The 21,768-nt window shown below is 71.1% G+C and carries 16 protein-coding genes; 9 read left to right on the top strand and 7 right to left on the bottom strand.

Annotation, left to right across the window (positions count from 1 at the left end; genetic code table 11):
- Positions 1-25 precede the first annotated feature (25 nt).
- Genes ACFV4G_RS09995 through ACFV4G_RS09985 form a run of 3 tightly spaced genes read left to right on the top strand, consistent with a single transcriptional unit; the run spans position 26 to position 2,149 of the window.
- Entirely contained in the window at positions 26-1,000 is a 975-nt protein-coding gene (locus ACFV4G_RS09995) for an ATP-binding cassette domain-containing protein (RefSeq protein ID WP_380438427.1), read from the top strand.
- Positions 997-1,908, top strand: a complete 912-nt coding sequence (locus ACFV4G_RS09990) for an ABC transporter permease (protein ID WP_380438425.1) — start codon at positions 997-999, stop codon at positions 1,906-1,908. The genes ACFV4G_RS09995 and ACFV4G_RS09990 overlap by 4 nt, the downstream gene beginning before the upstream one ends.
- A gap of 55 nt (positions 1,909-1,963) precedes the next feature.
- A complete protein-coding gene (locus ACFV4G_RS09985; RefSeq protein WP_380438423.1) occupies positions 1,964-2,149 on the top strand; it encodes a hypothetical protein in 186 nt (61 codons plus the stop codon).
- 10 nt (positions 2,150-2,159) lie between these two features.
- Here ACFV4G_RS09985 and ACFV4G_RS09980 read toward each other — a convergent pair whose 3' ends face one another.
- From ACFV4G_RS09980 to ACFV4G_RS09965, 4 genes are read right to left on the bottom strand one after another with little or no spacing between them, the layout of a single operon-like run.
- On the bottom strand, positions 2,160-2,762 hold the full coding sequence (locus ACFV4G_RS09980) for a response regulator transcription factor (RefSeq protein ID WP_380438421.1): 603 nt from the start codon (positions 2,760-2,762) through the stop codon (positions 2,160-2,162).
- Entirely contained in the window at positions 2,759-3,880 is a 1,122-nt protein-coding gene (locus ACFV4G_RS09975) for a sensor histidine kinase (protein WP_380438420.1), read from the bottom strand. Before ACFV4G_RS09975 ends, ACFV4G_RS09980 begins: the two co-directional genes overlap by 4 nt.
- A 1-nt stretch (position 3,881) precedes the next feature.
- Positions 3,882-4,619, bottom strand: coding sequence for an ABC transporter permease (locus ACFV4G_RS09970; RefSeq protein WP_380438454.1), 738 nt, complete (start codon positions 4,617-4,619; stop codon positions 3,882-3,884).
- 5 nt (positions 4,620-4,624) lie between these two features.
- Positions 4,625-5,554 carry an ABC transporter ATP-binding protein gene (locus ACFV4G_RS09965; RefSeq protein WP_380438418.1) on the bottom strand — a complete coding sequence of 310 codons (930 nt, stop codon included), beginning with the start codon at positions 5,552-5,554 and terminating at the stop codon, positions 4,625-4,627.
- Positions 5,555-5,874: 320 nt separating this feature from the next.
- Between ACFV4G_RS09965 and ACFV4G_RS09960 the strand changes: the two genes are divergently transcribed.
- From ACFV4G_RS09960 to ACFV4G_RS09945, 4 genes are all read left to right on the top strand, one after another.
- Complete coding sequence (locus ACFV4G_RS09960; RefSeq protein WP_380438417.1) at positions 5,875-7,236, top strand: jacalin-like lectin; 1,362 nt, start codon at positions 5,875-5,877, stop codon at positions 7,234-7,236.
- Between the two features lie 104 nt (positions 7,237-7,340).
- Positions 7,341-9,269, top strand: a complete 1,929-nt coding sequence (locus tag ACFV4G_RS09955; protein WP_380438415.1) for a phosphatase PAP2 family protein — start codon at positions 7,341-7,343, stop codon at positions 9,267-9,269.
- 96 nt (positions 9,270-9,365) lie between these two features.
- On the top strand, positions 9,366-10,616 hold the full coding sequence (locus ACFV4G_RS09950) for an FAD-binding protein (protein ID WP_380438413.1): 1,251 nt from the start codon (positions 9,366-9,368) through the stop codon (positions 10,614-10,616).
- Between the two features lie 219 nt (positions 10,617-10,835).
- Positions 10,836-12,485 (top strand): hypothetical protein, encoded by a 1,650-nt coding sequence (locus tag ACFV4G_RS09945; RefSeq protein ID WP_380438411.1) that lies wholly within the window; start codon positions 10,836-10,838, stop codon positions 12,483-12,485.
- A gap of 50 nt (positions 12,486-12,535) precedes the next feature.
- Here ACFV4G_RS09945 and ACFV4G_RS09940 read toward each other — a convergent pair whose 3' ends face one another.
- Both ACFV4G_RS09940 and ACFV4G_RS09935 read right to left on the bottom strand, forming a co-directional pair.
- Positions 12,536-13,960, bottom strand: a complete 1,425-nt coding sequence (locus ACFV4G_RS09940) for a non-reducing end alpha-L-arabinofuranosidase family hydrolase (protein ID WP_380438409.1) — start codon at positions 13,958-13,960, stop codon at positions 12,536-12,538.
- Positions 13,961-14,056: 96 nt separating this feature from the next.
- Positions 14,057-15,532 (bottom strand): endo-1,4-beta-xylanase, encoded by a 1,476-nt coding sequence (locus ACFV4G_RS09935; RefSeq protein ID WP_380438407.1) that lies wholly within the window; start codon positions 15,530-15,532, stop codon positions 14,057-14,059.
- Between the two features lie 622 nt (positions 15,533-16,154).
- On the opposite strand from ACFV4G_RS09935, the gene ACFV4G_RS09930 reads away from it, so the two are divergent.
- Positions 16,155-16,640: a hypothetical protein gene (locus ACFV4G_RS09930; RefSeq protein WP_380438404.1), complete on the top strand. Its 486-nt coding sequence runs from the start codon at positions 16,155-16,157 to the stop codon at positions 16,638-16,640.
- 212 nt (positions 16,641-16,852) lie between these two features.
- Here the strand turns inward: ACFV4G_RS09930 and ACFV4G_RS09925 are convergent, their stop codons facing one another.
- Positions 16,853-18,382 carry an alginate lyase family protein gene (locus ACFV4G_RS09925; protein WP_380438402.1) on the bottom strand — a complete coding sequence of 510 codons (1,530 nt, stop codon included), beginning with the start codon at positions 18,380-18,382 and terminating at the stop codon, positions 16,853-16,855.
- Between the two features lie 541 nt (positions 18,383-18,923).
- Between ACFV4G_RS09925 and ACFV4G_RS09920 the strand changes: the two genes are divergently transcribed.
- Positions 18,924-21,614, top strand: a complete 2,691-nt coding sequence (locus tag ACFV4G_RS09920; protein ID WP_380438400.1) for an RICIN domain-containing protein — start codon at positions 18,924-18,926, stop codon at positions 21,612-21,614.
- The last annotated feature ends 154 nt before the right edge of the window (positions 21,615-21,768 follow it).

Raw genomic sequence — 21,768 nt, 5'->3', positions numbered from 1 at the left:
CACCCGCCCGAGGAAGGACGACCCCATGACTCACGCTGTCACCGTCAGCGAACTCGTCAAGCGTTACCACCCGCACGCCCCGGCCGCCGTGGACGGCCTGAGCTTCACCGTCGAGCCGGGTGAGGTCTTCGGACTGCTCGGCCCGAACGGGGCCGGGAAGTCCACCACCGTCGGCGTGCTGACCACCCGGATGCGGCCGACCTCCGGCCGGTGCCTGGTCTTCGACACCGACGTGGTGGCCCGACCGGCCGCCGCGAAGCGGCTGCTCGCCGTCGTGCCGCAACGCCAGAACCTGGACCGCTCCCTCGACGTGCGGCAGAACCTGCTCTTCCACGCCCGCTACCACGGCGTCGGCCGGGACGAACGGCTCGGCCGCGCCGACGAGTTGCTCGACCTGATGGGGCTCACCGCGCAGGCCGGCCAGCGGGTCGAGCGGCTCTCCGGCGGGCAGGCCCAGCGGGTCGTCATCGCCCGGGCGCTGATGCACGCACCCAAGGTGCTGTTCCTGGACGAGCCGTCGACCGGCCTGGACCCGCAGTCCCGGCTGTTCCTGCACGAGCGCATCCGCGAACTGCGCGAGCGCGGCGTCACCGTCGTGCTCACCACCCACGACATGGACGAGGCCGAAAGCCTGTCCGACCGCATCGGCATCGTCGACCACGGCAGGCTCCTCGCACTGGACACCCCGCGCGCGCTGACCGGGGCCCTCCCGGGCGGCACCACGATCAGCGCCCGGGTCCGCGGTGCGCAGGTGCCGAGCTCCGAGATCCTGGCCGCGCTGACGGAGCTGCCTGGTGCCGGTGCCGTCGAGCACGACGGGCCGCAGGCCACCGGGGGCAGCCAGTGCTTCCGGGTGCGGACCGAGAAGGACCCGTCGGTCCTGCTGCCGGACGTGCTGCGCGCCATCGTCGACCGAGGGGTGCAACTGGTCGACCTGTCGATCGCCCGGCCGAGCCTCCAGGACGTGTTCATCGATCTGACCGGAAGGGAACTGCGGTGACCACTCCGACCCAAGGCGCCGGTACCACCGAAGCCGTGGAGAGCGCCGAAGCCGTGGAGAGCGCCGAAGCCGTGAAGACCGCCGAAGCCGTTGAGACCGCCGAAGCCGCCGACCCGGGGGCGCGGCACGACCTCGGGCCCGTGACGCGGACCTTCCTGGCGGTGCTCTGGCGCGACCTCTACACCACCACCCGACGGCCGACCGCCTTCCTCCTCCAGGTGATCGTCCAACCACTGCTGCTGTTCTTCGTCTTCGGCAAGGTGCTCGGCGAAGCCGGCTTCACCAAGGGCGACTTCGGCGCGACGCTGCTGCCCGGCGTCATGGCGCTCAACGCGTTCCTCGTCGCCCTGGAGAACACCGCGATGCCGCTGATCATGGACTTCTCGTGGTCCGGCGAGATCGAGGACCGGCTGCTCGCACCGATACCCGGCGAGCTGGTCGCCGTCGCCAAGTCGGCCTACGGGACGCTGTGCGGCCTGTTCGCCGGGCTGGTCATGGCGCCGGTCGGGTTCCTGGTGCTGGGCACCACCGGCTGGCCGCTCGCGGCCTGGCCGGGCGTGCTGCTGATCCTGGTCCTCGGCGCGGCGACCGGCGCCGCCCTCGGCCTGATGCTCGGCACGATCGTCTCGCCGGACCGGATCGGCGTCACCTTCGCGATCGTCATGGCCCCCGTGACGTTCACCGGATCCGTCCAGTACCCGTGGTCGTCCCTCGGCCACCTGCGGTGGTTCCAGGTGATCTCCGCGATCAACCCGCTGACCTACGTCAGCGAGGGCCTGCGAGCCGCGACGCTGTCCGGTCCGCCGTCGTCGATCCCGCTGTGGCTGGACGCACTGGTGCTGCTGTCGGCCTTGGCGGTCACCGCCGTGATCGGCATCAGGGGATTCATGTCCAGGGCGATCGGTTGAGAGCGCTCACCGGAAGCGCCCGACCCGAAAAGAGCCCGGAAAAGAGTGAGGACGAATGAACAGGAACCTCAGGACCGCCGCACCCATGGTCTACGCGGCGCTCGTGGTCGGCGGCTTCATGATCGACTCGTCGATCGGTGTCGGCGTCTGCGTGGTGGGCGGGATGCTGCTCGGCGCCCTGTACGCGACCACCAACGGCGGCCGCCGCGACCGGGACCACGACCGAAACCGCGACCGCTGACGGACACCGTTCAGAGCCAGCCGCGGGTGCGCGCGATCCTGGCCGCCTCGGTCCGGTTGCGCGCGCCCAACTTGGCCATGGCACTGGAGAGGTAGTTGCGGACGGTCCCCTCGGCCAGGCACAGCCGCGCCGCGATCTCGGCGTTGCCGGCCCCTTCCGCGACCGCCCGCAGCAGCTCGCGTTCCCGCCCCGTCAGCGGATCGGCCGCGTCCCACGCGGCCACCGCCAGCTCCGGCGAGACCACCCGCTCACCCGCGTGCACCCGGCGCAACGCGGCCGCCAACTCGCCGATCGGCGCGTCCTTGAGCAGGTACCCGGCCACCCCGGCGTCGACCGCCCGCCGAAGGTAGCCGCTGCGCGCGAACGTGGTCACGATCAGCACCCGCGTGGGGTCGCCGAGGCGGTTCAGCTCCACGGCCAGGTCGAGACCGGTACGGCCGGGCATCTCGATGTCGGTCACCAGCACGTCCGGCCGGTGCTCGCGCACCGCGGCCAACGCGTCGTCGCCGTTGGTCGCGGTCGCCACCACCGTGATGTCCGCCTGCAGGTCCAGCAGCGACGCGAACGCGCCCAGCACCATGCCCTGGTCCTCGGCCAGCACCACCCGGATCATCTGCCCGCCTCCGTCGGCACCGTGATGACCAGCGTCGTGCCGGCCGAGCCGGAGCGCTGCACCGCGCCGCCGAGTCTCGTGATCCGCTCCCGGAGTCCGGTCAGCCCGGTGCCCTCCGGGGCGCTGCCGCCGATCCCGTCGTCCGCGATCACCAGGCGCACCCGTTCCCCGTCCGTGTCCAGTCCGATGCGGCAGGTGGAGGCCCGTGCGTGCCGGGCCACATTCGTCACCGCCTCGCGCAGCGCCAGCCCCAGCTCGTGATCGGTCGCCGCGGGCAGGACCGGCTCGTCGTCACGGCTCACCTGCAACGCCACCCCGGTCCCGGCCAGCGTACGCCGCGCCACCTCCAGCTCCACGCGGATGCTGGTCCGCCGCCAGCCGGTGACGGTGCTGCGCACTGCGGCCAGCGCCTCCCGCGCGTTGCGTTCGATCTCCTCGGACTCGGCGCGTGCCCGCTGCGGATCGGCGAGCACCAGCTCCTTGGTCAGCTGGGCGCGCATCACCACCGCGGTCAGCGAGTGCCCGAGCAGGTCGTGCAGGTCGCGCGCGATCCGTTCGCGTTCGGCCAGGGTCGCGAGCAGTTCGACCTGCGCGTTGCGCAACCGCTGGTTGTCGAGCTCCTGCCGCCGGTCGCGCTGCCCCAGTTCGAGCAGGCCGACCACCCAGATCATGACGAGCGCGGACGCGAAGCCCAGCAGCCGGTAGGACATCGGCACCTGCGACAGCAGGGCCGTGGCGCAGTCCAGCACGGTCAGGCCCGCGAACCACCGCCGCGCGACCGGCCATGGCAGCGTGTTGGCCACGGCGGCCGCGGCGTAGATGTACAGCACGCTCGCGGCGGCGTTGAACGGCGTGGCCAGCGCGCCGATCGCGGCCATCGGGACCGCCGACGCCCACACGCTCCACGCGGACGGGCTCCGCAGCAGCGCCATCGCGTACAGCACGACGGTGAGCGCGCACACCGCGACCGCCAGCGGCCACTCCCACCACACCGGATCCGGTGAGAAGTACGGCTGCGCCGGCATGAACAGCAGGTAGCCGAGGTGGACCCACTCCCAGGTCCACAGCCGCTCGGCCACGGACCGGGGAGCAGCGCCGTCGAAGCCGGTCGTCACCATGTCAGATCCGTGCGTGGCGGTAGGACACCGCCGCCGCGCCGGCCGCCACGACCGTGGTGACCACCAGGGCGAGGTCGTGGATCGCGGAGGAGCCGTCGCCGAGTTGGGCGAGCCCGAGCTGGGCGAGGTGGTACGTGGGCAGGAATTCCGCGATCCGCCGCACCACCGAGGGCAGGAAACGGATCGGGATCCACAGCCCGGACAGCACCGCGAGCGGGAACAGCACCGCGTTCAGCAGCGCGATCGCCGCTCCCGTGCGGAGCCGGAAGCCGATCGCGACGCTGAACAGCGTGAACGGGACGCTGCCCAGCAGCAGGACGACGACCACCCGCGCCAGTGCCCAGGGCGAGGCGTGCAGCGTGCCGAAGGCCGCAGCCGCCACCCCCATCAGCACGAGCACGCCGATGCCGTAGAGGAGCGCGGCGGCGGCCTTGGCGGCCAGACCGATCCACACCGGCACCGCGGACACCCGCTTCATGCGCAGCCAGCCGAGGTCCCGGTCCTGGGCGACTCCGATCCCCGGCTGCACCGAGGCCACCGTGATCACGCCGTAGGTGCCGAACGTGGCCACCATCGCCGTACCGGCCGAGAGGCCCTGCACGGTGTCGTGGCCGTACAGCAGGTTGAACAGCACGAAGAACCCGACCGGCATGAGGATGCCGAAGAACAGCGAGGTGGGTTCCCGCACGATCGCCCGGAGTTCGTCCCGCAGTTCGGTCCAGAAGACCCGTCCCACCATCACGTTCACGCCGCGGGTCCTTCCTGTGCGCGCTCCGAGGGTCCACGCTCGCCTGTGAGCGCTACCACGGCCTCCTCCAGGCCGGCGTCCTGCACCCGCAGATCCGACAACCCTGGATCCCGGTCCAGCAGGACGCGCAGCACATCCTCAGGCGAGCGCGTCTGGATCGTCACCAGGTCGCGCTCCCGCCCGACCCGGAGCACGCCCGGCAGCCGTTCCAGTGCGTCCCGGTCGAGGCCGGTCCGGACGGTCACCGTGCGGTCCGGTAGCCGGGACACGAGGTCCTCGGGCGGCGCGTCCGCCAGGATCCGACCGCGGTCGAGCACCACGACGCGGTCCGCGACCGCGGCCGACTCCTCGATCAGGTGCGTCGTCACCAGCACTGCGGCGCCCTGCGCCCGGCGCCGCGCCAGGATCTCCCAGAAGTGCCGCCGGGCCTGCGTGTCCAGGCCGACCGTCGGTTCGTCCAGCACCAGCAGCGCCGGCTCGGTGACCAGGGCCATCGCCAGCTGCACGCGCTGCTTCTGGCCGCCGGAGAGCTTCGAAACCCGTCGGCGTGCCAACTCGGTCAGCCCGAGTTCCTCCAGGATCGGGGCGGCCGCGGCCGCCCGCAGCCCACCGCGGACGGCGGCACCCTTCACCAGCTCGTCCACGGTCAGCGTGTTGGGGAATCCCAGGGTCTGCAGTGCCACGCCCAGCCGCCGGCGGGTCGCCGCGCGGCGCGGATCGCCGCCCAGGATCCGCACGGTCCCCTGCTGCGGCGCGAGCATGCCGACCGCGAGCGCCACCAGTGTCGACTTCCCGGCCCCGTTGGGCCCGAGCAGCGCGACGCACTCCCCCGGGTCCACCCGCACGTCCACGCCGTCCAGCGCGACCGTCTCTCCGTACCGGTACCGCAGGCCTTCGGCCGTCAGCACCGCCTGTGTCGTTGCCATGGCTACCAGGCTCCTGTCCGGTGACCGTGCGCGGCAGTGATGCCCTGTCACCAGCCCGCGATGACAAAAGTCAACTTCTGCACACCCGGGAAACCCGGGGAGGCGGGATCTTGGGTGCTCGAACTATAGCCGGGAGGCGTGAACCGGCAAGAACACTTTGTTAACGCTAACAGAACTTTCCCGGGAGACTTGGCATGGCATCTTAAATGTGCAGGTCAGAGGCAATTTAGGGGTGTCCCGGCCGGGTTGACGCGCTCATGGTTCGCTCATACGCTCCGGGGCACCGGATCCCGTCGCCGTACTCCGATCGGAGCACACCGATGTCGAAGTCCCGCCTCCGCCACACCCTCGTCCGCTCCCTCCTCGTGAGCGCGCTCGGCACGGCCGCCGCGCTCGGCGGCCTGACCGGCGCGCCGGCCGCGCACGCGGACACCGGGGGCGGGTCGTTCTCCGTGCTGACGTACAACGTCGCCGGGCTTCCGCAGCCGGTGAACAGCGCCCCGACGGAGCGGCAGAGCAGCACCACCGCCATCGGGCAGCGGCTCGGGCCGTACGACGTCGTGCACGTCGAGGAGGACTTCAACTACCACGCCGCGCTGTACGCCGCCGACACCCACCCGTACCGCACGGCCACCAGCGGCGGGGCGAGCATCGGCAGCGGCCTCAACACCCTGTCCGGACTCGCCTACGACACCGACGACTTCGAGCGCGTCAAGTGGAACGACTGCCAGCTCGACTCCGGTGACTGCCTCACCCCCAAGGGCTTCACCTTCATGCGGACCCGGCTGGCCGAGGGCGTGTACGTGGACTTCTACAACCTCCACGCGAACGCGGGCACGAACCCCGGCGACGAGACCGCCCGCGCCGCCAACCTGGCGCAGCTCACCGGCTACATCAGGACCCACTCGGCCGGGAACGCCGTCGTGGTGATGGGCGACACCAACACGCGCTACACGCGCGCCGACGACACCATCGCCGCCTTCGCCGCCGACAACCGGCTGACCGACGCGTGGGTACAGCTGGAACACGGCGGCGTGGCGCCGACCCGTGGCGCCGACCCGCTGCTGTGCGACCAGAACGCGCCCACCGACACCTGCGAGATCGTCGACAAGGTCCTGTACCGCAGCAGCGCGCTCGTCTCGCTCACCGCGACCTCGTACGCCAACAAGCACACCGACTTCCTGGACGGCGCCGGCAAGATGCTCTCCGACCACGACCCGGTCGCCGTGGGCCTCACCTGGAGCCGGAACCCCGCCTACCTGGCGAGCGATCAGTTCGGCGGCCCGCACGGCGACTTCTACGACGACGTCGACCGCGTCGCGCCCGCTGCCCGGGTCACCGCGGTCGGCCTGCGCTCCGGCGCCCGGGTCGACCAGGTCGGGCTGACCCTCGCCGACGGCACCACGCTCACGCACGGCGGCTCCGGCGGCACCGCCTCCTCGCTCACCCTGGGCAGCGGCGAGTATGTGAGCGCTGCCACCCTCTGCCAGGGCTCGCGCGACGGTCACACCCGCATCTTCTACGCCTCGTTCAGCACCAACCTGGGCAGGTCCCTGGCCGGCGGCACCACCACCGCGGACTGCGTGACCCGCACCGCGCCCGCCGGCTGGCAGATCGCCGGGTTCCACGGACGCGCCGGCGACGAGGTCGACAAGCTCGGCTTCCTGTTCACCCGCCGCTGACCACCCCGCACTTCCCCGGCCCGGGCCGCCACCCGGGCCGGGGAACCCCCGTCATTCCCGAGCACCGTTCCGCCCACCGGGCCCACCACCGCAGGAAGACCAACGTGAACGATCACCGCACCCTGGACCGCCGCCGCTTCCTGCGGAACTCCGCCGGCACCTCGGTCGGCATTCTCGCCGGGCCCACCGCCTTGAGCCTGCTGGTCACCCCACAGCAGGCCGCCGCCGCGCCGGCCGGCCCCGCCCAGGGCGCCGCCTTCGTCGACTCCTACGCGACCAACACCATGGCCGACCTCACCCCGGAGGGGAACGCGGCCGTACGCATCCTCACCGGGATGAACCGGGTCTGGCACACCGGCGCTTCCTGGAACGACGGCTCGCCGCTGCTCGCCGACGTCCTGCGCGCCAATGTGCGCTACTGCGTGCAGGTCACCACCGAGCGGACCGACGCGGAGGCCCGCGAGGCCTTCATCTACGACCGCCAGCACCAGAGTTACGCCGTCATCGCCGGCCTCGGCCCGCTCGCCGACCTGTACCGGACGGGCGCCCGCGCCGTCACCGCGATCACCACGGCACCCGACTCCACCCCGCCCGCGAAGGTCGACGACGCCGTCCCCGCCGACGCGCCCGCCGGCTCCGCACTCGGCCCCGGGGCCGTCGACTCGGAGCTAGGGCAGGTGGTCACCCTGGTCAACACGGTTCGCGGACCGTACGCCTCGGGCAACCCCGCCAAGTACGCGTACCGGTACCCGCGTCCCTGGCGCCTGAACGAGGACAGCGCAGTGGTCGACACCGGCGCCACCGACGCCCTCGGCTACCCGGTCTACGACACGGACGTCGTCGTCGCCCCGCAACTGCTGCGCCAGCGCGGCACCTCCGCGGTCGACGACGGCGGCTTTGTGAGCGGTCACACCAACGCCTTCCACCTGGCCGCGCTGGCCCTCGCGTACGCGGTGCCCGAGCGCTTCCAGGAGCTCGTCACCCGGGCGTTCGAGCTCAGCCACACCCGGATCACCGCCGGCATGCACTCCCCCCTCGACGTCATCGGCGGCCGGACGCTCGCCACGGCGCTCGCCGCCGCCACCCTCGCCGACCCCCGGAACGCCGCCCTCAAGGCCGCCGCCCGGAGCCAGGCGGCCGCGTACTTCCGGTCGAAGACCGGCACCACGCCCGACACCCTGTACGCCTTCGCCCACGGAGCCGATCCGGCCGAGGACCCGTACGCCGACCGCGAGGCGAACGCCGAGCAGGTCACCCCGCGGCTGACGTACGTCCTGCGCCGTAGCGGCCCGAACGTCCCGATGAGCGTGCCCAAGGGCGCCGAGGTCGTGCTGGAGACCCGCCTGCCCTACCTCGACGCCGCCCAGCGCCGCGAGGTACTGCGCACCACCGCCCTGCCCTCCGGCTACGTCCTGCTGGACGGACCGGAGATGTGGGGCCGGCTCGACCTGTTCGCCGCGGCCGACGGTTACGGCTCGTTCGAGCGGGACGTGACCGCGGAGCTGAACGCCGCCGACGGCGGGTTCTGCGCGGCCGACTCCTGGCGCAACAACATCGGCGGGCCCGGCGGCCTCACCAAGCGCGGCACCGGGACACTGACCCTGACCGGCACCAACCGTTACACGGGCCCCACCGTGGTGGCCGCCGGAGTCCTCGCGGCCGGCTCTCGCGACGCCCTGGGGCGCGGCGACGTGCACGTCCGCGGCGGCACCCTGCGGGTGGATGTCGAACAGGGACCCGTCCGGCTGCGCGGCGACTACCTGCAGGCCGCCGGCACGCGCCTGGAGCTGACGCTCCACCACTGCCACGCCCCGGCCCTGACGGTCGCGGGCCGGGTGACGCTCGGCCGTGACGCGCAGCTCGTCCTGCGGCTGCCGGACTCCCTCGAACCGGACGACGACGTGGTGCTGCCGGTGCTCAACGGGCGTACGCTGCAAGGCGGGTTCGGCAGCGTCACCGTCGACGCGGACGGGTACCGGGCGACGCCGCTCTACACCCACGACGGCCTCGCGGTGCGGTTGACCCGCTGCTGAGCCCCGCTGCCGAGCCCGCCGGTGCGCGGCTCTGTTCGCGCTCACACCGGCACGCCAACGACCTGTGCGCTCGCGAGACCCGAGGAGGCAACCCCCATGACCGTGGCCGCGACCAACTGGGCCGGGAACATCGGGTTCGGCGCCGAGCGGTTCCACGAGCCGCGCTCCGTGGACGAGTTGCGGCGGATCGTCGCGGGCAGCCGGTCGGTGCGGACCCTCGGGACCGGGCACTCGTTCAACGCGATCGCCGACACCACGGGCGACTTGGTGTCCGTCGCCGGCCTGCCCCGGGTGGTCGACCTGGACGAGCGGGCCGGCACCGTCACGGTGAGCGCCGGGATGCGGTTCGGTGAGCTCGCCGGGGTACTGGACCGGGCGGGATTCGCGCTGCACAACCTCGGGTCGCTGCCGCACATCTCGGTCGCCGGCGCGTGCGCCACCGGAACACACGGCTCGGGGGTCGCCAACGGCTGCCTCGCCACGGCGGTCCGAGCCGTCGAGCTGGTCACGGCGGACGGCGCCCTGGTGACGATCGACCGGGACGCGGCGGAGTTCCTCGGCGCGGTCGTGGCCCTGGGCGCCCTCGGCGCGGTCACCCGGCTGACCCTGGACGTGGTCCCGGCGTTCGAGGTCCGGCAGTGGGTCTACGAGGGGCTGCCGACCGCCGTGCTGCGCGAGCGGTTCGACGAGATCATGGCGGCGGCGTACAGCGTCAGCCTCTTTACGGGCTGGCGGACGGACCGCATCGATCAGATCTGGCTCAAGCGCCGGGGCGGCCCCGACGCCCCCGGGACCTGGCTCGGCGCGGTGCTCGCCGACGGTCCGCGCCATCCCGTGCCGGGGTGTCCGCCCGAACCCTGCACGCCGCAGCTGGGCGTGCCGGGCCGGTGGCACGCCCGGCTCCCCCACTTCCGACCGGACTTCACGCCGAGCAGCGGCGACGAGCTGCAGTCCGAGTACTTCGTCGCCCGCACCGACGCCGTCGCCGCGTTCGACGCGCTGGACGCCGTCAGGGACCGGATCTCACCGGCCCTGCAGATCGGCGAGATCCGCACGGTCGCGGCGGACGCCCTGTGGCTCAGCCCCGCGTACGAACGCGACTGCGTCGCCTACCACTTCACCTGGCACCCCGACGCGCCGGCCGTGGCGGAGGCGGTCAGGACGGTCGAGGAGGCCCTGTCCCCCTTCGCCGCCCGGCCGCACTGGGGCAAGGTCTTCACCACCACGCCCGAGGTGATCCGGGAGTCGTACCCGCGCTGGGACGACTTCCGGACACTGCTCGGCGAGTTCGATCCGGCGGGCACGTTCCGCAACGAGTTCATCGCCCGCCACTTCCATGCCACGTAGCACCTGCGCTCAGGGAGGGCCTTGCGGCGACCGTGCGCGTTAACGCTAACATTTACTTGACGGTTCAACTTCATCGGGATTGACTTGGGCACCTCACGTTTCGGTGCACCGCCGCCCAGCACAGAGGACGCCCAGTTGCCCCCGCACTTCATCCGCTATGGCGAGTCCCAGGCCAATCACGAAGCCCGAACTCCCTTGCCGGAAACACCCGATGTCGTGGTGACCACGCTCGACGCCACCATCGTCCCGGGCGCAGTGATCGGCCGCGGCAGTGAGCGGGCGTACCGCAGGCTCGCCCCGGCGCCCGGTGAACCGCACGTCACGCGAGACGACCTGACCGGGCGCCGGACGGGACCGCTCCTTTCCCTTCTGCGGTTCGTGCACGTCACCGACTACCAGCTCGCGGACATCGCCTCGCCCGGCCGGATCGACTTCGTCCAGCGGTACGCCGCCCGGCGCGGCTGGTCCAGGATGGTACCGGCGTACCGTCCGCAGGAGATCGTCTCCACCCACGCGTTCGAGGCGATGGCCCGCACCGTGGCGAGGTTGGCGAGGGATCCGGGCACGCCCGTCCGGTTCGTGCTCACCACCGGGGACAACACCGACAACGCCCAACGCAACGAGCTCCGTCAGTTCCTGACGCTGATGCACGGCGGCGGGAGCGTGGACCCGACATTCGGCGTCAGCGGGAGCGGCGACACCGCGGCGATCCCGTCGTACACCGTGTCCGGCGACTACTACAACCCGGAGCCGAAGTCGCGTGACCGGTACAAACAGAGGTACGGCTTCCCGGACCGGCCGGGCCTGCTGGCCTCGGCGGCCGAGCCGTTCCCCACCCGGGGCTTCGGCGTCGACTGGCTGGCCTGCTTCGGCAACCACGACTGCCTCGCGCAGGGGCGCGCACCGGTCACGCCGGGCTTCCAGGGCGTGCTCACCGGCGACCGACGGCCGGTCGCCGCACCCGCCGCACTGCCCCGGGCGCCGGCCGACGCCTACCTCATGGACCCGGCGGTGCTGGCCGGCGGACCGACGATGACGATCCGGCCGCGAGCGGACCGGCGGATCATCGACAAGACGGAGTACATCCGGGCGCACCTGGACAGCCCCGGCACACCCCGCGGACACGGGTTCGGCGAGTCCGACCTCGCCGAGGGCCGCACCTACTACTGCTACGACGAGGTCCCCGGAGTCCGGGTGATCGTCCTCGACACCACCAACCCCGCCGGCCACGTCACCGGAAGCATCGGACGGCGCCAGCGCGACTGGCTGGAGCAGTGCCTGATCGAGGTGCACTCCTCCTACCGGGACGCGGCCGGCGCCGAGGTCCGCACGGGCTTCCAGGACCGGGTGGTCGTCCTGGCGTCGCACCACGGGCTGGGCGTGTTCGACAACACCACCGAACGGCCGGACGAGGCGGCGCACCCGGACGCGGACCTGCCGCGCGTACTCGGCGGCGAGGTCGAGGCGCTCCTGCACCGCTTCGGCAACGTGGCACTCTGGCTGGCGGGTCACCGGCACCTCAACTCGGTGACGCCCAGGAGGCGTTCGGGTGGCGGCGGCTTCTGGCACGTCATCACGTCCGGCCTGTGCGAGTGGCCGTCCCAGGCACGGATGCTGGAGCTCCTCGTCGGCACGGACGTCCTGGTGGTCCGCTCCACGATGATCGACCACGCCGCACCGCTCGAACCCGGCGCCGGTCTCGGCCTGTGGGACCTGGCCTCCGCCCATCGCGAGGTCTGTGCCAACGAACCGACCCGCGTCGGTGGTCCGGAGTCGGCGGGCACCGTCCGGGACCGGAACGTCGAGCTCCTCGTCCCGATCCGTCCCGCCCTCTCCGCCACGCTGCGGGCCTGCGGAGCCGGTCGCTGAACGGGAGGACCCCGGCCGGCTCGCGGCCGGGGTCCCCGGAGCCGGGCGGGTCAGCGCTGGAGGGTGAGAAGGCCCGGGCGCCACGGGAGCTGGTCGTAAGGGCCGGTCGCGCTGGGGGACTTGCCCTGGTAGAGGAACTGCAGGTTGCAGGGGTCGATGGTCATGGTCTGGTCGGGGTTGTTGCGGACCAGGTCGCCGTGGCTGATGTCGTTGGTCCAGCCGGCGCCGCTGTTGGCCTTGCCCGCGAAGGGGTTGTTCTCACTCGCGGCCTGCGGGGTCCACGAACCGCTGAGGGTGGTGGCCGTGAACGAGCGGAAGTAGCGCCCGTTCGCCCCCATCGCCTCGACGATCATGAGGTACTGGTTCTGGCCCTGGACCTTGTAGACCTGCGGCGCCTCGAAGAGGTTGCTCTGCGTGTCGCTCATGACCGTCGTGTAGGAGGATCCGAAGTTGCCCGGGAAGTTCCCGATCGGCATGCTCGCCCGGTAGATGCTGCCGTTGTCACCGGCGAAGAACAGGTATATGTTCTGGCCGTCGGCGATCAGGGTCTGATCGATCGGACCGGTGCCGGAGTTGGGGATGCTGCCGGTGAAGAGCGGCTGGGGCGACGACCAGCCGTTGGGGTCGGTCGGGTCGCTCGACGTGCGGTAGATGAACGGCCACGGACCCCACTGGTAGGCGAGCACCCAGATGTTCTTCGGCGCGAAGTAGAACAGCGTGGGAGCCACCGCGGCCTGGCCCATCCCGATCTGACCGGCCGAGGCCATGTCCGACCAGTTCGTTAACGGACTGAACATCATCGAGCCGTACGACGAACCCGACACGTTCGACGCGTAGACCAGGTGCTTGCCCTTGTACACGACGTCGGTGAAGTCCTTCACCGACGCCCACCCGTTCGCCGGCTGCGCCAACGCACCCGTCGACGACCAGCGGTACGTCGTCGGCAGGGCGCAGTTGCCGCCCGGCGGGGTCGACGCGGACAGGCCGGTCCAGCTCTGGTTGCCGCCGCCGTTGCAGGTCCAGATCTCCACCGCCGTGCCGTTGGCCGTCCCGGCGCCCGTGACGTCCAGGCACAGCCCGGACTCCACTCCGACCACCGTGCCGTCGGCCTTCACCTGCCACTGTTGGTTCGCGGCGCCGGTGCAGGCCCAGATCTGCACCCGGGTGCCGGGCGTGGTGGCGTGGCCCGGGACGTCCAGGCACTTGTCGCCGTACACGGTCAGCCGGCTGCCGGACGTCGACGTCCACAGCTGGTTGGTCCCGTTCGAGCAGTCGTAGATCTGCAGGGACGTGCCGTCGCCCCGGCCCGCGTTCTGCACATCGAGACACCGACCGGAACCCGCACCGCGCAAGGCGCCGGTGGTGGCCGCGTGGGCGGTGCCGGCGACGAGCATGGCCGCCAACGCCGCCACGGCCGCGACCACGGCGGTGAGCACCACGGACGGATGCCTGCGGCTGGACCTTCGTCTGCGCATGGGGACCTCCTTTGTCGACGGATGGAGCTGTCACACGGCTGTGCGGGCGAGGTGCAGGGGCCTGGCGGTGGCACGGGCGCGCCCCCGCAGCTCAGATCACCGGAAGTTCCAGTGCTGGTTCGCGCCGCCGTTGGCGTCCCAGATCTGGACGGCGGTGCCGTTGGCGGTCTGACCGGCGGGGATCTCCAGTGCCCGGCCGCTGGCGACGTTGGTCAGGGTGTAGGAGCCGTCGCCGTTCTGGCCGGCCCTCCAGTGCTGGTTGGCGCCGCCGTTGGCGTCCCACACCTGCGGCCTCGTCCCGTTGCCCGTCTGGCCGCCCGGCTCGTCCAGGACCCGGCCGCTGGCGACGTTGGTGAAGGTGTAGGAGCCGTCGCCGTTCTGGTCGGCCCGCCACTGCTGGTTGGCGGCGCCGCCGTTGGCGTCCCAGATCTGGAGGGGGGTGCCGTTGCCGTTCTGTCCCGCGGGCTCGTCGAGCACGCGTCCGGCGGCCACGTCGGACAGGCCGTAGGCAGCTCCGGAGGTGATGCCCCCACTGGGTGTGCCGCCGCTGGCGCCGCCCAGGGCGGCGAGCACCGCACCGTAGGCGGACTTCTTGTTGCCGTTGTTGTCGAACAGCAGCGGGTTCTCGCCGGTGCGCCAGGAGTCGCTGTCGCGGATGCCCCACACGGTGATGCCCGTGCAGCGGGCGACGCCGAGGCAGTCCCGGACGGTGTCGGCGTATGCGCCGGCGGGCGCCTGGGCGATGTCGAGTTCGGTGATCTGGACGTCCACGCCGAGCGCGGCGAAGTTGGACAGGGTGGTCCGGAAACTCGGCGGAGGGCCGCCGGCACCGAAGTGGCTCTGGAAGCCGACGCAGTCGATCGGCACGCCGCGGGACTTGAAGTCCCTGACCATGCCGTAGACGCCCTGGGTCTTGGCGTCGGACCAGTTCTCGATGCTGTAGTCGTTGTAGCAGAGCTTGGCCGAGGGGTCGACGTTCCGGGCGGTGCGGAAGGCCTCCTCGATGAAGCCGTCGCCCAGCACGTTCTGGAACACCGAGCCGCGGTGCCGGCCGCTGCCGTCGTCGGCGAAGGCCTCGTTGACCACGTCCCAGGCGTAGATCTTGCCCTTGTAGTGGCTCATCTCGGTGGTGATGTGGTTGTTCATCACGCTGCGCAGGGTGTTGGCGTCGTTGATGGAGCCGACCCAGCCGGGCAGTTGGGAGTGCCAGACCAGGGTGTGACCGCGCATCTTCTGGCCGTGCGCGGCGGCGTGGCCGACGATCGAGTCGGCGGGGCCGAAGTTGAACGACCCGCGGAAGGGTTCGGTGGTGTCCCACTTCATCTCGTTCTCCGGGGTGATCGTGTTGAACTCCCGGTCGAGGATGGTGGAGTACGCCGGGTCGCCGAGCCTGCCCGCGGCCACCGCCGTGCCGAAGTAGCGGCCGCTGCCGGCCGCCGCCGCACCCAGCGTGGTCGCCCCGGCGCCCTGAGCCGCGGGGCTGGCGGCGACGGCCGTGGCCGAGCCGACGGCCATGCATGCGGCAGCCGTCAGGACCTTGCGGAGCCGGAGCCTCTTCTTGAGCCGTGGCATGACGGATCGTTCTCCTTGGGTGGGGGATTTCCTGCACACCGATCGGAAACCGGCGCCTCGTCCTGACCGTCGTGCGAGCGTGCACGTCGGCCGAGCCGGCCCTGCCGGGCACAGCGGGCTGGTGTGTGCCCCGGCGGCCGAGCCCCTGCCCGTTAACGCTAACAATTGGCAGTGAAGACACTCGGACCGCCTGACATGTTCAGGTGAAATCTCCTTCAGTCGCTGCGAGTTGTCAATACTCCGCGCACCAGCGGACCGGCGGCCACGGTTCGGCCCCACCCCGACTCCGGATAGGCGGCAACTCCTCGTGCGCAGGCGGCAGCCCCTGGGCGGCCCGGGAGCCGGAGGACACATACCGGTCGTCGATCCCTAGCTCCGACCGCCGCCGCGCATCGCCGGCACGGGCAGGTATACGGCGGCGGGGCCGGGGCAAGACCGGCCCCCGTGAACGAGACGCACTCATCGGCAGACCGCAGCCTGCGCCGTGGGACTCCTCACCTCACCAGGAACTTCGCGCGCTTCGGAGCACGTGGCATCCCGGGGTGCCGCTATGTGGTTCGTCCATGTGGTTCGTCAAGGAAATCGGGCTGCGTCCGGAGCCGTGACCAGGCACGATGGCGGGATGCCGGATCTGCCGTGGGATGACGTCAGGAACTTCCTCGACCCTGCCGTGATGGGTGCTCTGCCTGATGTGTTCGTGGAGGGCACCTCGTCGGTGGAGGACTGGCAGGCGGTGTTCGATCTGGTCCAATCGAGTGGCTGGGCATGGGAGTTCCTGGAGGGTGGCGTCGCCGGACCGCTTCCTGCTGCCGTTGAGGTGCTTTCGCGGCCGGCCGGCGCGGACTCGGTCGATCTGCGGGTGTGGCCGGTTCCGGGCGTACTGGCGATCTTCCGCCCGTGGTCCGCCGAGGGGATCGACTTCGATGTCGACCTGCGCGAGTTGCGGGGCCAACACCGGGTGGACGTCCTGTGCGGGCTGCTGGCCACGGTGGGCCGGCGGCTGGGCAGGCCGGTGGCCATGACGGCCGAGGGCGACTACGGACACCCGGTTCTCGGGTTCGACCCCGCCGTGGACCGCGTGGTGTTGATGGCGGACCCGAACTTCTGATGACTGCCGCGGCCGGCCGGGACTCGTCGAGGGTCCCGTCGCCCGGCAGGGCGAAGAAGGCGAACGCGGCCAGGACGAACGCCCGACTCAGCTGCTCCACGCCCCCGCGGAAAGGTTGCTCGCCGGGAGCCCCGTTGCGGGGCCACCAAGAAGGTGGCGGAGGGTCGGGGTCCCCCCGGACCCCGCCGGACGCTGCGCCCATCGGCGCAGGGTCATGCGCGATGTGTGCCCTTGCGACGGGCCCGGGCGCGCAGCGCCAGTACGCCACCGCCGACAGCGAGCAGACCCACGCCGGTGAGCGGGATCAGGTCGTGGGAGCCACTGGCGGCGAGGCCCTCGGCCGGAGCCCCGGCCGGGCTCGGCCGAGCCGGTGCGGAGGTGCCTGCGGCGCCCCCCGGCGTTGCGGCCGGTGCTCCGGCCGACGCCGACGGGCCTGCCGACGGGCCTGCCGCCGATCCGGCCGCCGACCCGGCCGGCACGGACGGTGGCACCTGCGCCGCGGCGTTGTCACGCGTGAACGCCAGCGTGCCGAAGCCGAGTTGGTCGAAGCCGCCACTGTTCGGACCGTAGTCGCCACCGCCGCCCTCGGCCCCGACCTTCGCCGCCATGGCGGTGCTGTAGGGCGCGGCGAGGCCGCGGCGGTTGACGTAGTGGTTCTGGATCATCGCCCAGATCGGGCGCAGATCGCCCCGGCCGTCGGCGGAGGGCGCGGTGTCATCCACCGTCTTCGACCAGACGCCGGGTGCGCCCTGCTGGAACGTGAGGCGGGTGAACGGGACGTCCTCGCCGAGGTTGTACTTGGCGACGTACTCGGCGCCCTTGAGGAAGCGGTTGTCGTCCTCGCCGTAGAGGTCGATGCCCTGGTTCCAGGCCATCTCGCACAGGGCGCCCATCAGGCCGACGGAGAGTGTGCAGTGCCCCTGGTCGCGGCCGGACTCCTGGAACTGGGCCAGGCCGCCGGGGTGGACGTACGGGATGGCGTGCTTGAGCGAGCCGTTGCCCGCGCCGTTCCGGTAGTACTCGACGGCCTGGTCGACCTTGGCCCGGTCGTCGCACAGGACGCCGGTGGCGAAGACGCAGCAGAGGGCGAGCAGGTCCCAACTGGCGTAGTAGTTGGTGATGAACGCGCCGTTGTGGTGACGGAGGAAGTCGTCGCAGACCGGGTAGAAGACCTGGAGCATCATGGTCTTGAACCGGTCGAGGTCGAACCCGGGGTAGCCGCGCATCAGTTCGGCCGCGTTGGCGAACTGGTAGCCCTGGATGCCGGCGACGAGGAACCGGTCGGCGCTGCCGGTGACCTGCTTCAGTGTGCCCGACCAGGCGTTGAGGATGTCCCGGGCGGCATCACCGTGGGCCCGGTCGCCACTGACGCGCCAGCGCAGGGCGTTCTGGTAGGCGGCGTGGACGTCGTTGTAGAGGGTCGGGAAGTTCTGGGAGACGTCGCCTCCCCGGTAGACCACGGCCTGGGGGTTCGCCTTCCAGCCGCTCTGCGCATGCCGGTTGGCCGTCAGCCGCTGCCACCCCGCCAGGTACGGCTGGGCATCGGCATTGACCTTGGCGGTTATCCGGTCGAGGTCCGCCTGCGCGTGCAGCAGGCCCGGGTGCGCGAACGCGGGAGCGGGGGCCGCCGCGGCACGGGTCGTACCGCTCACCGCAGCGGCGCCGGCCGCGAGTCCGACGGTACCGGCGAGCTTCAGCAGGCTGCGGCGGCTCGGACGCTGATTGCTGTGGTACTGAGTCACTGGGGTGTCTCCCGATCATCGACGCTTCCCATCAGGAGACGTCCGGGATTGTGAACGATAACAGAAATCCTCGACGGGTCACCCGCAGGCGCCCGACCACCCCTACGGCCGTGCGGCCAGGGCCAGTTGAGCCGGCCGAACGAGGCCGGGGGCGGGCGAAGGCTCGAAGGCCCCCGCCGTTCCCATCGGCCCCGGACACACGTGACGACACGGCCGCCGGCGGCCGCCGAGCCCGTCAAAGTCAGCAGCGATCGACGGCCATATGGCGCCCCAAATGAGTACGACTCATTTGGATGGCAGCAGCCTTCGCCGAGGGGCCCGCCCAGGCGCCCGCAGGGCGGCTCCCGACATCGCCAGCCCTGCCACCACCTGCGCAATCCCCCGAAACACAGGGTTCTCGCGACGCCGAGCGTGATACATCCGCGTGTCATCGGTGTTGCGTCGGCGCAAAAATAAGCATGTCAATCGTCTTGACAGAGGCGCCGACCCGCCTCGATAAATGCAACTCATAAGGCAGGACTTGCAGGAGGGACACCCCAGAATGAGACCCCTACGCATCGGCGCCGGGGCGGCCAGGGCCCTCGCGGCGGCACTCGTCGCGTTCGCGGCCGCGCTGCCCGCCCAACCCGCCTACGCGGCCACGACGAACTTCTACGTCGACCCGGTCAACGGCAGTGACGGCAACCCGGGGACCAGCACCGCCTCGGCCTTCAAGACCGTCCAGGCCGCCCAGGCGGCGGTCCGAAATGTTAACGCGAACATGTCCGACGACATCGTCGTGAACCTGCGCGGAGGCACCTACCCCCTCACCGCCCCGGTCACCTTCGGCACCGCGGACTCGGGCACCAACGGGCACACGGTCGTCTACCAGGCGTACAACGGTGAGACGCCCGTGATCACCGGCGGCACGGCGGTCACCGGCTGGGCCCCGGCCGCCAACGGCGAGTACAAGGCGTCCGTGGGCGCGCTCAACTTCCGCCAGCTGTACGTCAACGGGGTCCGCGCCACCCGGGCCCGCTATCCGGACATCGGCTCCGACTTCCAACTGCAGGGCAGCGACAGCGCCAACAAGCTGTTGAAGGTGCTCAGCTCGCAGGTCTCCACCTGGGCCAATCCCAACCAGGTCGAGATGGTGCTGGAGACGCAATGGGGCGAGAGCTACCTGCGGCTGAAGTCGATCAGCTCCGCCAATGGCACCGCCAACATCTCCATCCAGGACCACGAGGCGGGCATCCTGTTCCAGCGCCCGTGGCCGCAGCTCGCCAACGGCTCCCCGCTGCACTTCGAGAACGCCCACGAGTTCCTCAACGAGCCGGGCGAGTTCTACGTCGACACGGCCACGCAGACCGTCTACTACAAGCCCCGCCCCGGCGAGGACATGTCCTCGGCCACCGTGCAGGCGCCCACGCTCCAGACGCTCTTCGACATCAAGGGCACCAGCCTCGACGCTCCCGCCCACGACCTGCGCTTCTCCGGGATCACCTTCGCCCAGACCACCTGGATGGAAGCCACCACCAACGGCTACCTCAACGCCCAGGGCGGCAACTACAACATCTCGGCCGACACCTCCAACAACCAGTACGTCGGCCGTCCGCCGGCCGGCGTCCAGGCCGCGGACGCCGACCGGGTCTCCTTCACCTACAACACCTTCAAGCAGATGGGCTCCACCGCCCTCGACCTCTCCCACGGCGTCCACGACAGCAGCGCGACCGGCAACTACGTCTACGACATCGCCGGCAACGGGATCATGGTCGGCAAGTTCTCCGACCCGACCGTGGAGTACCACTCCATCTACAACCCGCCGGCCACGCCGGCCGGTGAGGACGCCCGGGAGGTGGTCAAGAACGTCACCGTCAAGGACAACCTGATCACCCGGATCGGTGAGGACTACCTCGGAACCGCGGGCATCAACGCCGGCTTCGTCAACAGCACCACCATCGACCACAACGACATCTCCGACACTCCGTGGGCCGGCATCTCGCTCGGCTGGGGCTGGCAGTCGGCGGCCAACGCCGAAGGCAACAACAGCATCAGCTTCAACCGGATCGGCAACGTGATGAACCGGCTGTGCGACTCCGCCGGCATCTACCACCTGTCGAACGACCCCGGCACGGTCGTCAACGGCAACTACATCCACGACGTGGTCCGCGGCCCCGCGGCCTGCGGCTCGCCCGTGCACGGCCTCTACCTGGACGAGGGGTCGGACAACATGACCGTCTCGAACAACGTGTTGTCGCACACCGACGGGTTCATCAACCAGAACCGCAACGGCTCCAACGTCACCCTCACCAACAACACGACGTCCGGCGACGCGGTGATCAAGGCCTCCGGTCTCGAATCCGGCTACCAGTGGATGACCCTGCTGCCCAACCTCGCCTTCAACAAGTCGACGTCCTCCTCCTCGGTCTTCGGCACCGGCTGGGAGCCCTCGAAGGCCGTCGACAACAATGGCTCGACCGGCTGGTCGCCGACCGGCGGCGACACCTCGGCCTGGTGGCAGGTCGACCTGGGCCAGGCCTACCAGCTCGGCCAGTTCTCGCTGACCACCCGCCAGGACGTGGACCAGGCGGCCACCCGCGGCAACTTCGAGGTCCGGGGTTCCAACGACCCGAACTTCGGCAGCTACACCGTCCTGGGCCGCCAGACGTCCACCCTGCCGTTCGCCTCGACGCTCACCGGCGACATCGACGTCCGCCAGGCGTTCCGCTACGTGCGGGTCGCCAAGACCGACGGCGGGTACTTCTTCATCACGGACTTCAGCGTGCAGCAGGCGAGCGGGTCACCCGCCGCGTCGACCGGCACGCCGACCGTCAGCCCGTCGGCGTTCTACACGATCAAGAACGTCAACAGCGGCCAGGTGCTGGACGTGAGCGGCTGGTCCACCGCCGACGGCGGGGCCGTCGCCCAGTGGCCGAGCACCGGCGGCGCCAACCAGCAGTGGAGCTTCGTACCGGTCAGCGGCCAGCTCTTCGAGATCGTGAACCGGAACAGCGGCAAGGTCCTCGACATCAACGCGGGCAGCCACTGGAGGGGGACCACGCTCCAGCAGTACACGTACGGCGGCGGCAACAACCAGCTCTGGTACTTCGAGCCGACCGGCGGCGGCTACCTCATCCGCAACTACGAGAGCCGGCAGGTCCTGGAGGTGAGCAGCGGATCGACGACCAACGGAGCCGCCGTCGACCAGTGGATGCCCCTGAACCAGTCCAACCAGGCCTGGACGGTCCAGTGACGCGGTGACAGCGTGACGCCCCACCGGGCACCACGGTAAGGCGGAAGCCCGTCCCCTTCACGAATGGGTCCGGGGGACGCCTCGGGCGGCATGCCGGGGGGAAGCCCCGGGCGCGTCCCGGCGGGACCCACCGGTCACGGCCACCGCCCCGCGG

The sequence above is a fragment of the Kitasatospora sp. NPDC059747 genome, assembly GCF_042732955.1.
Taxonomy (GTDB): Bacteria; Actinomycetota; Actinomycetes; order Streptomycetales; family Streptomycetaceae; genus Kitasatospora.
This window is presented reverse-complemented; position numbering and strand designations above follow the sequence as displayed.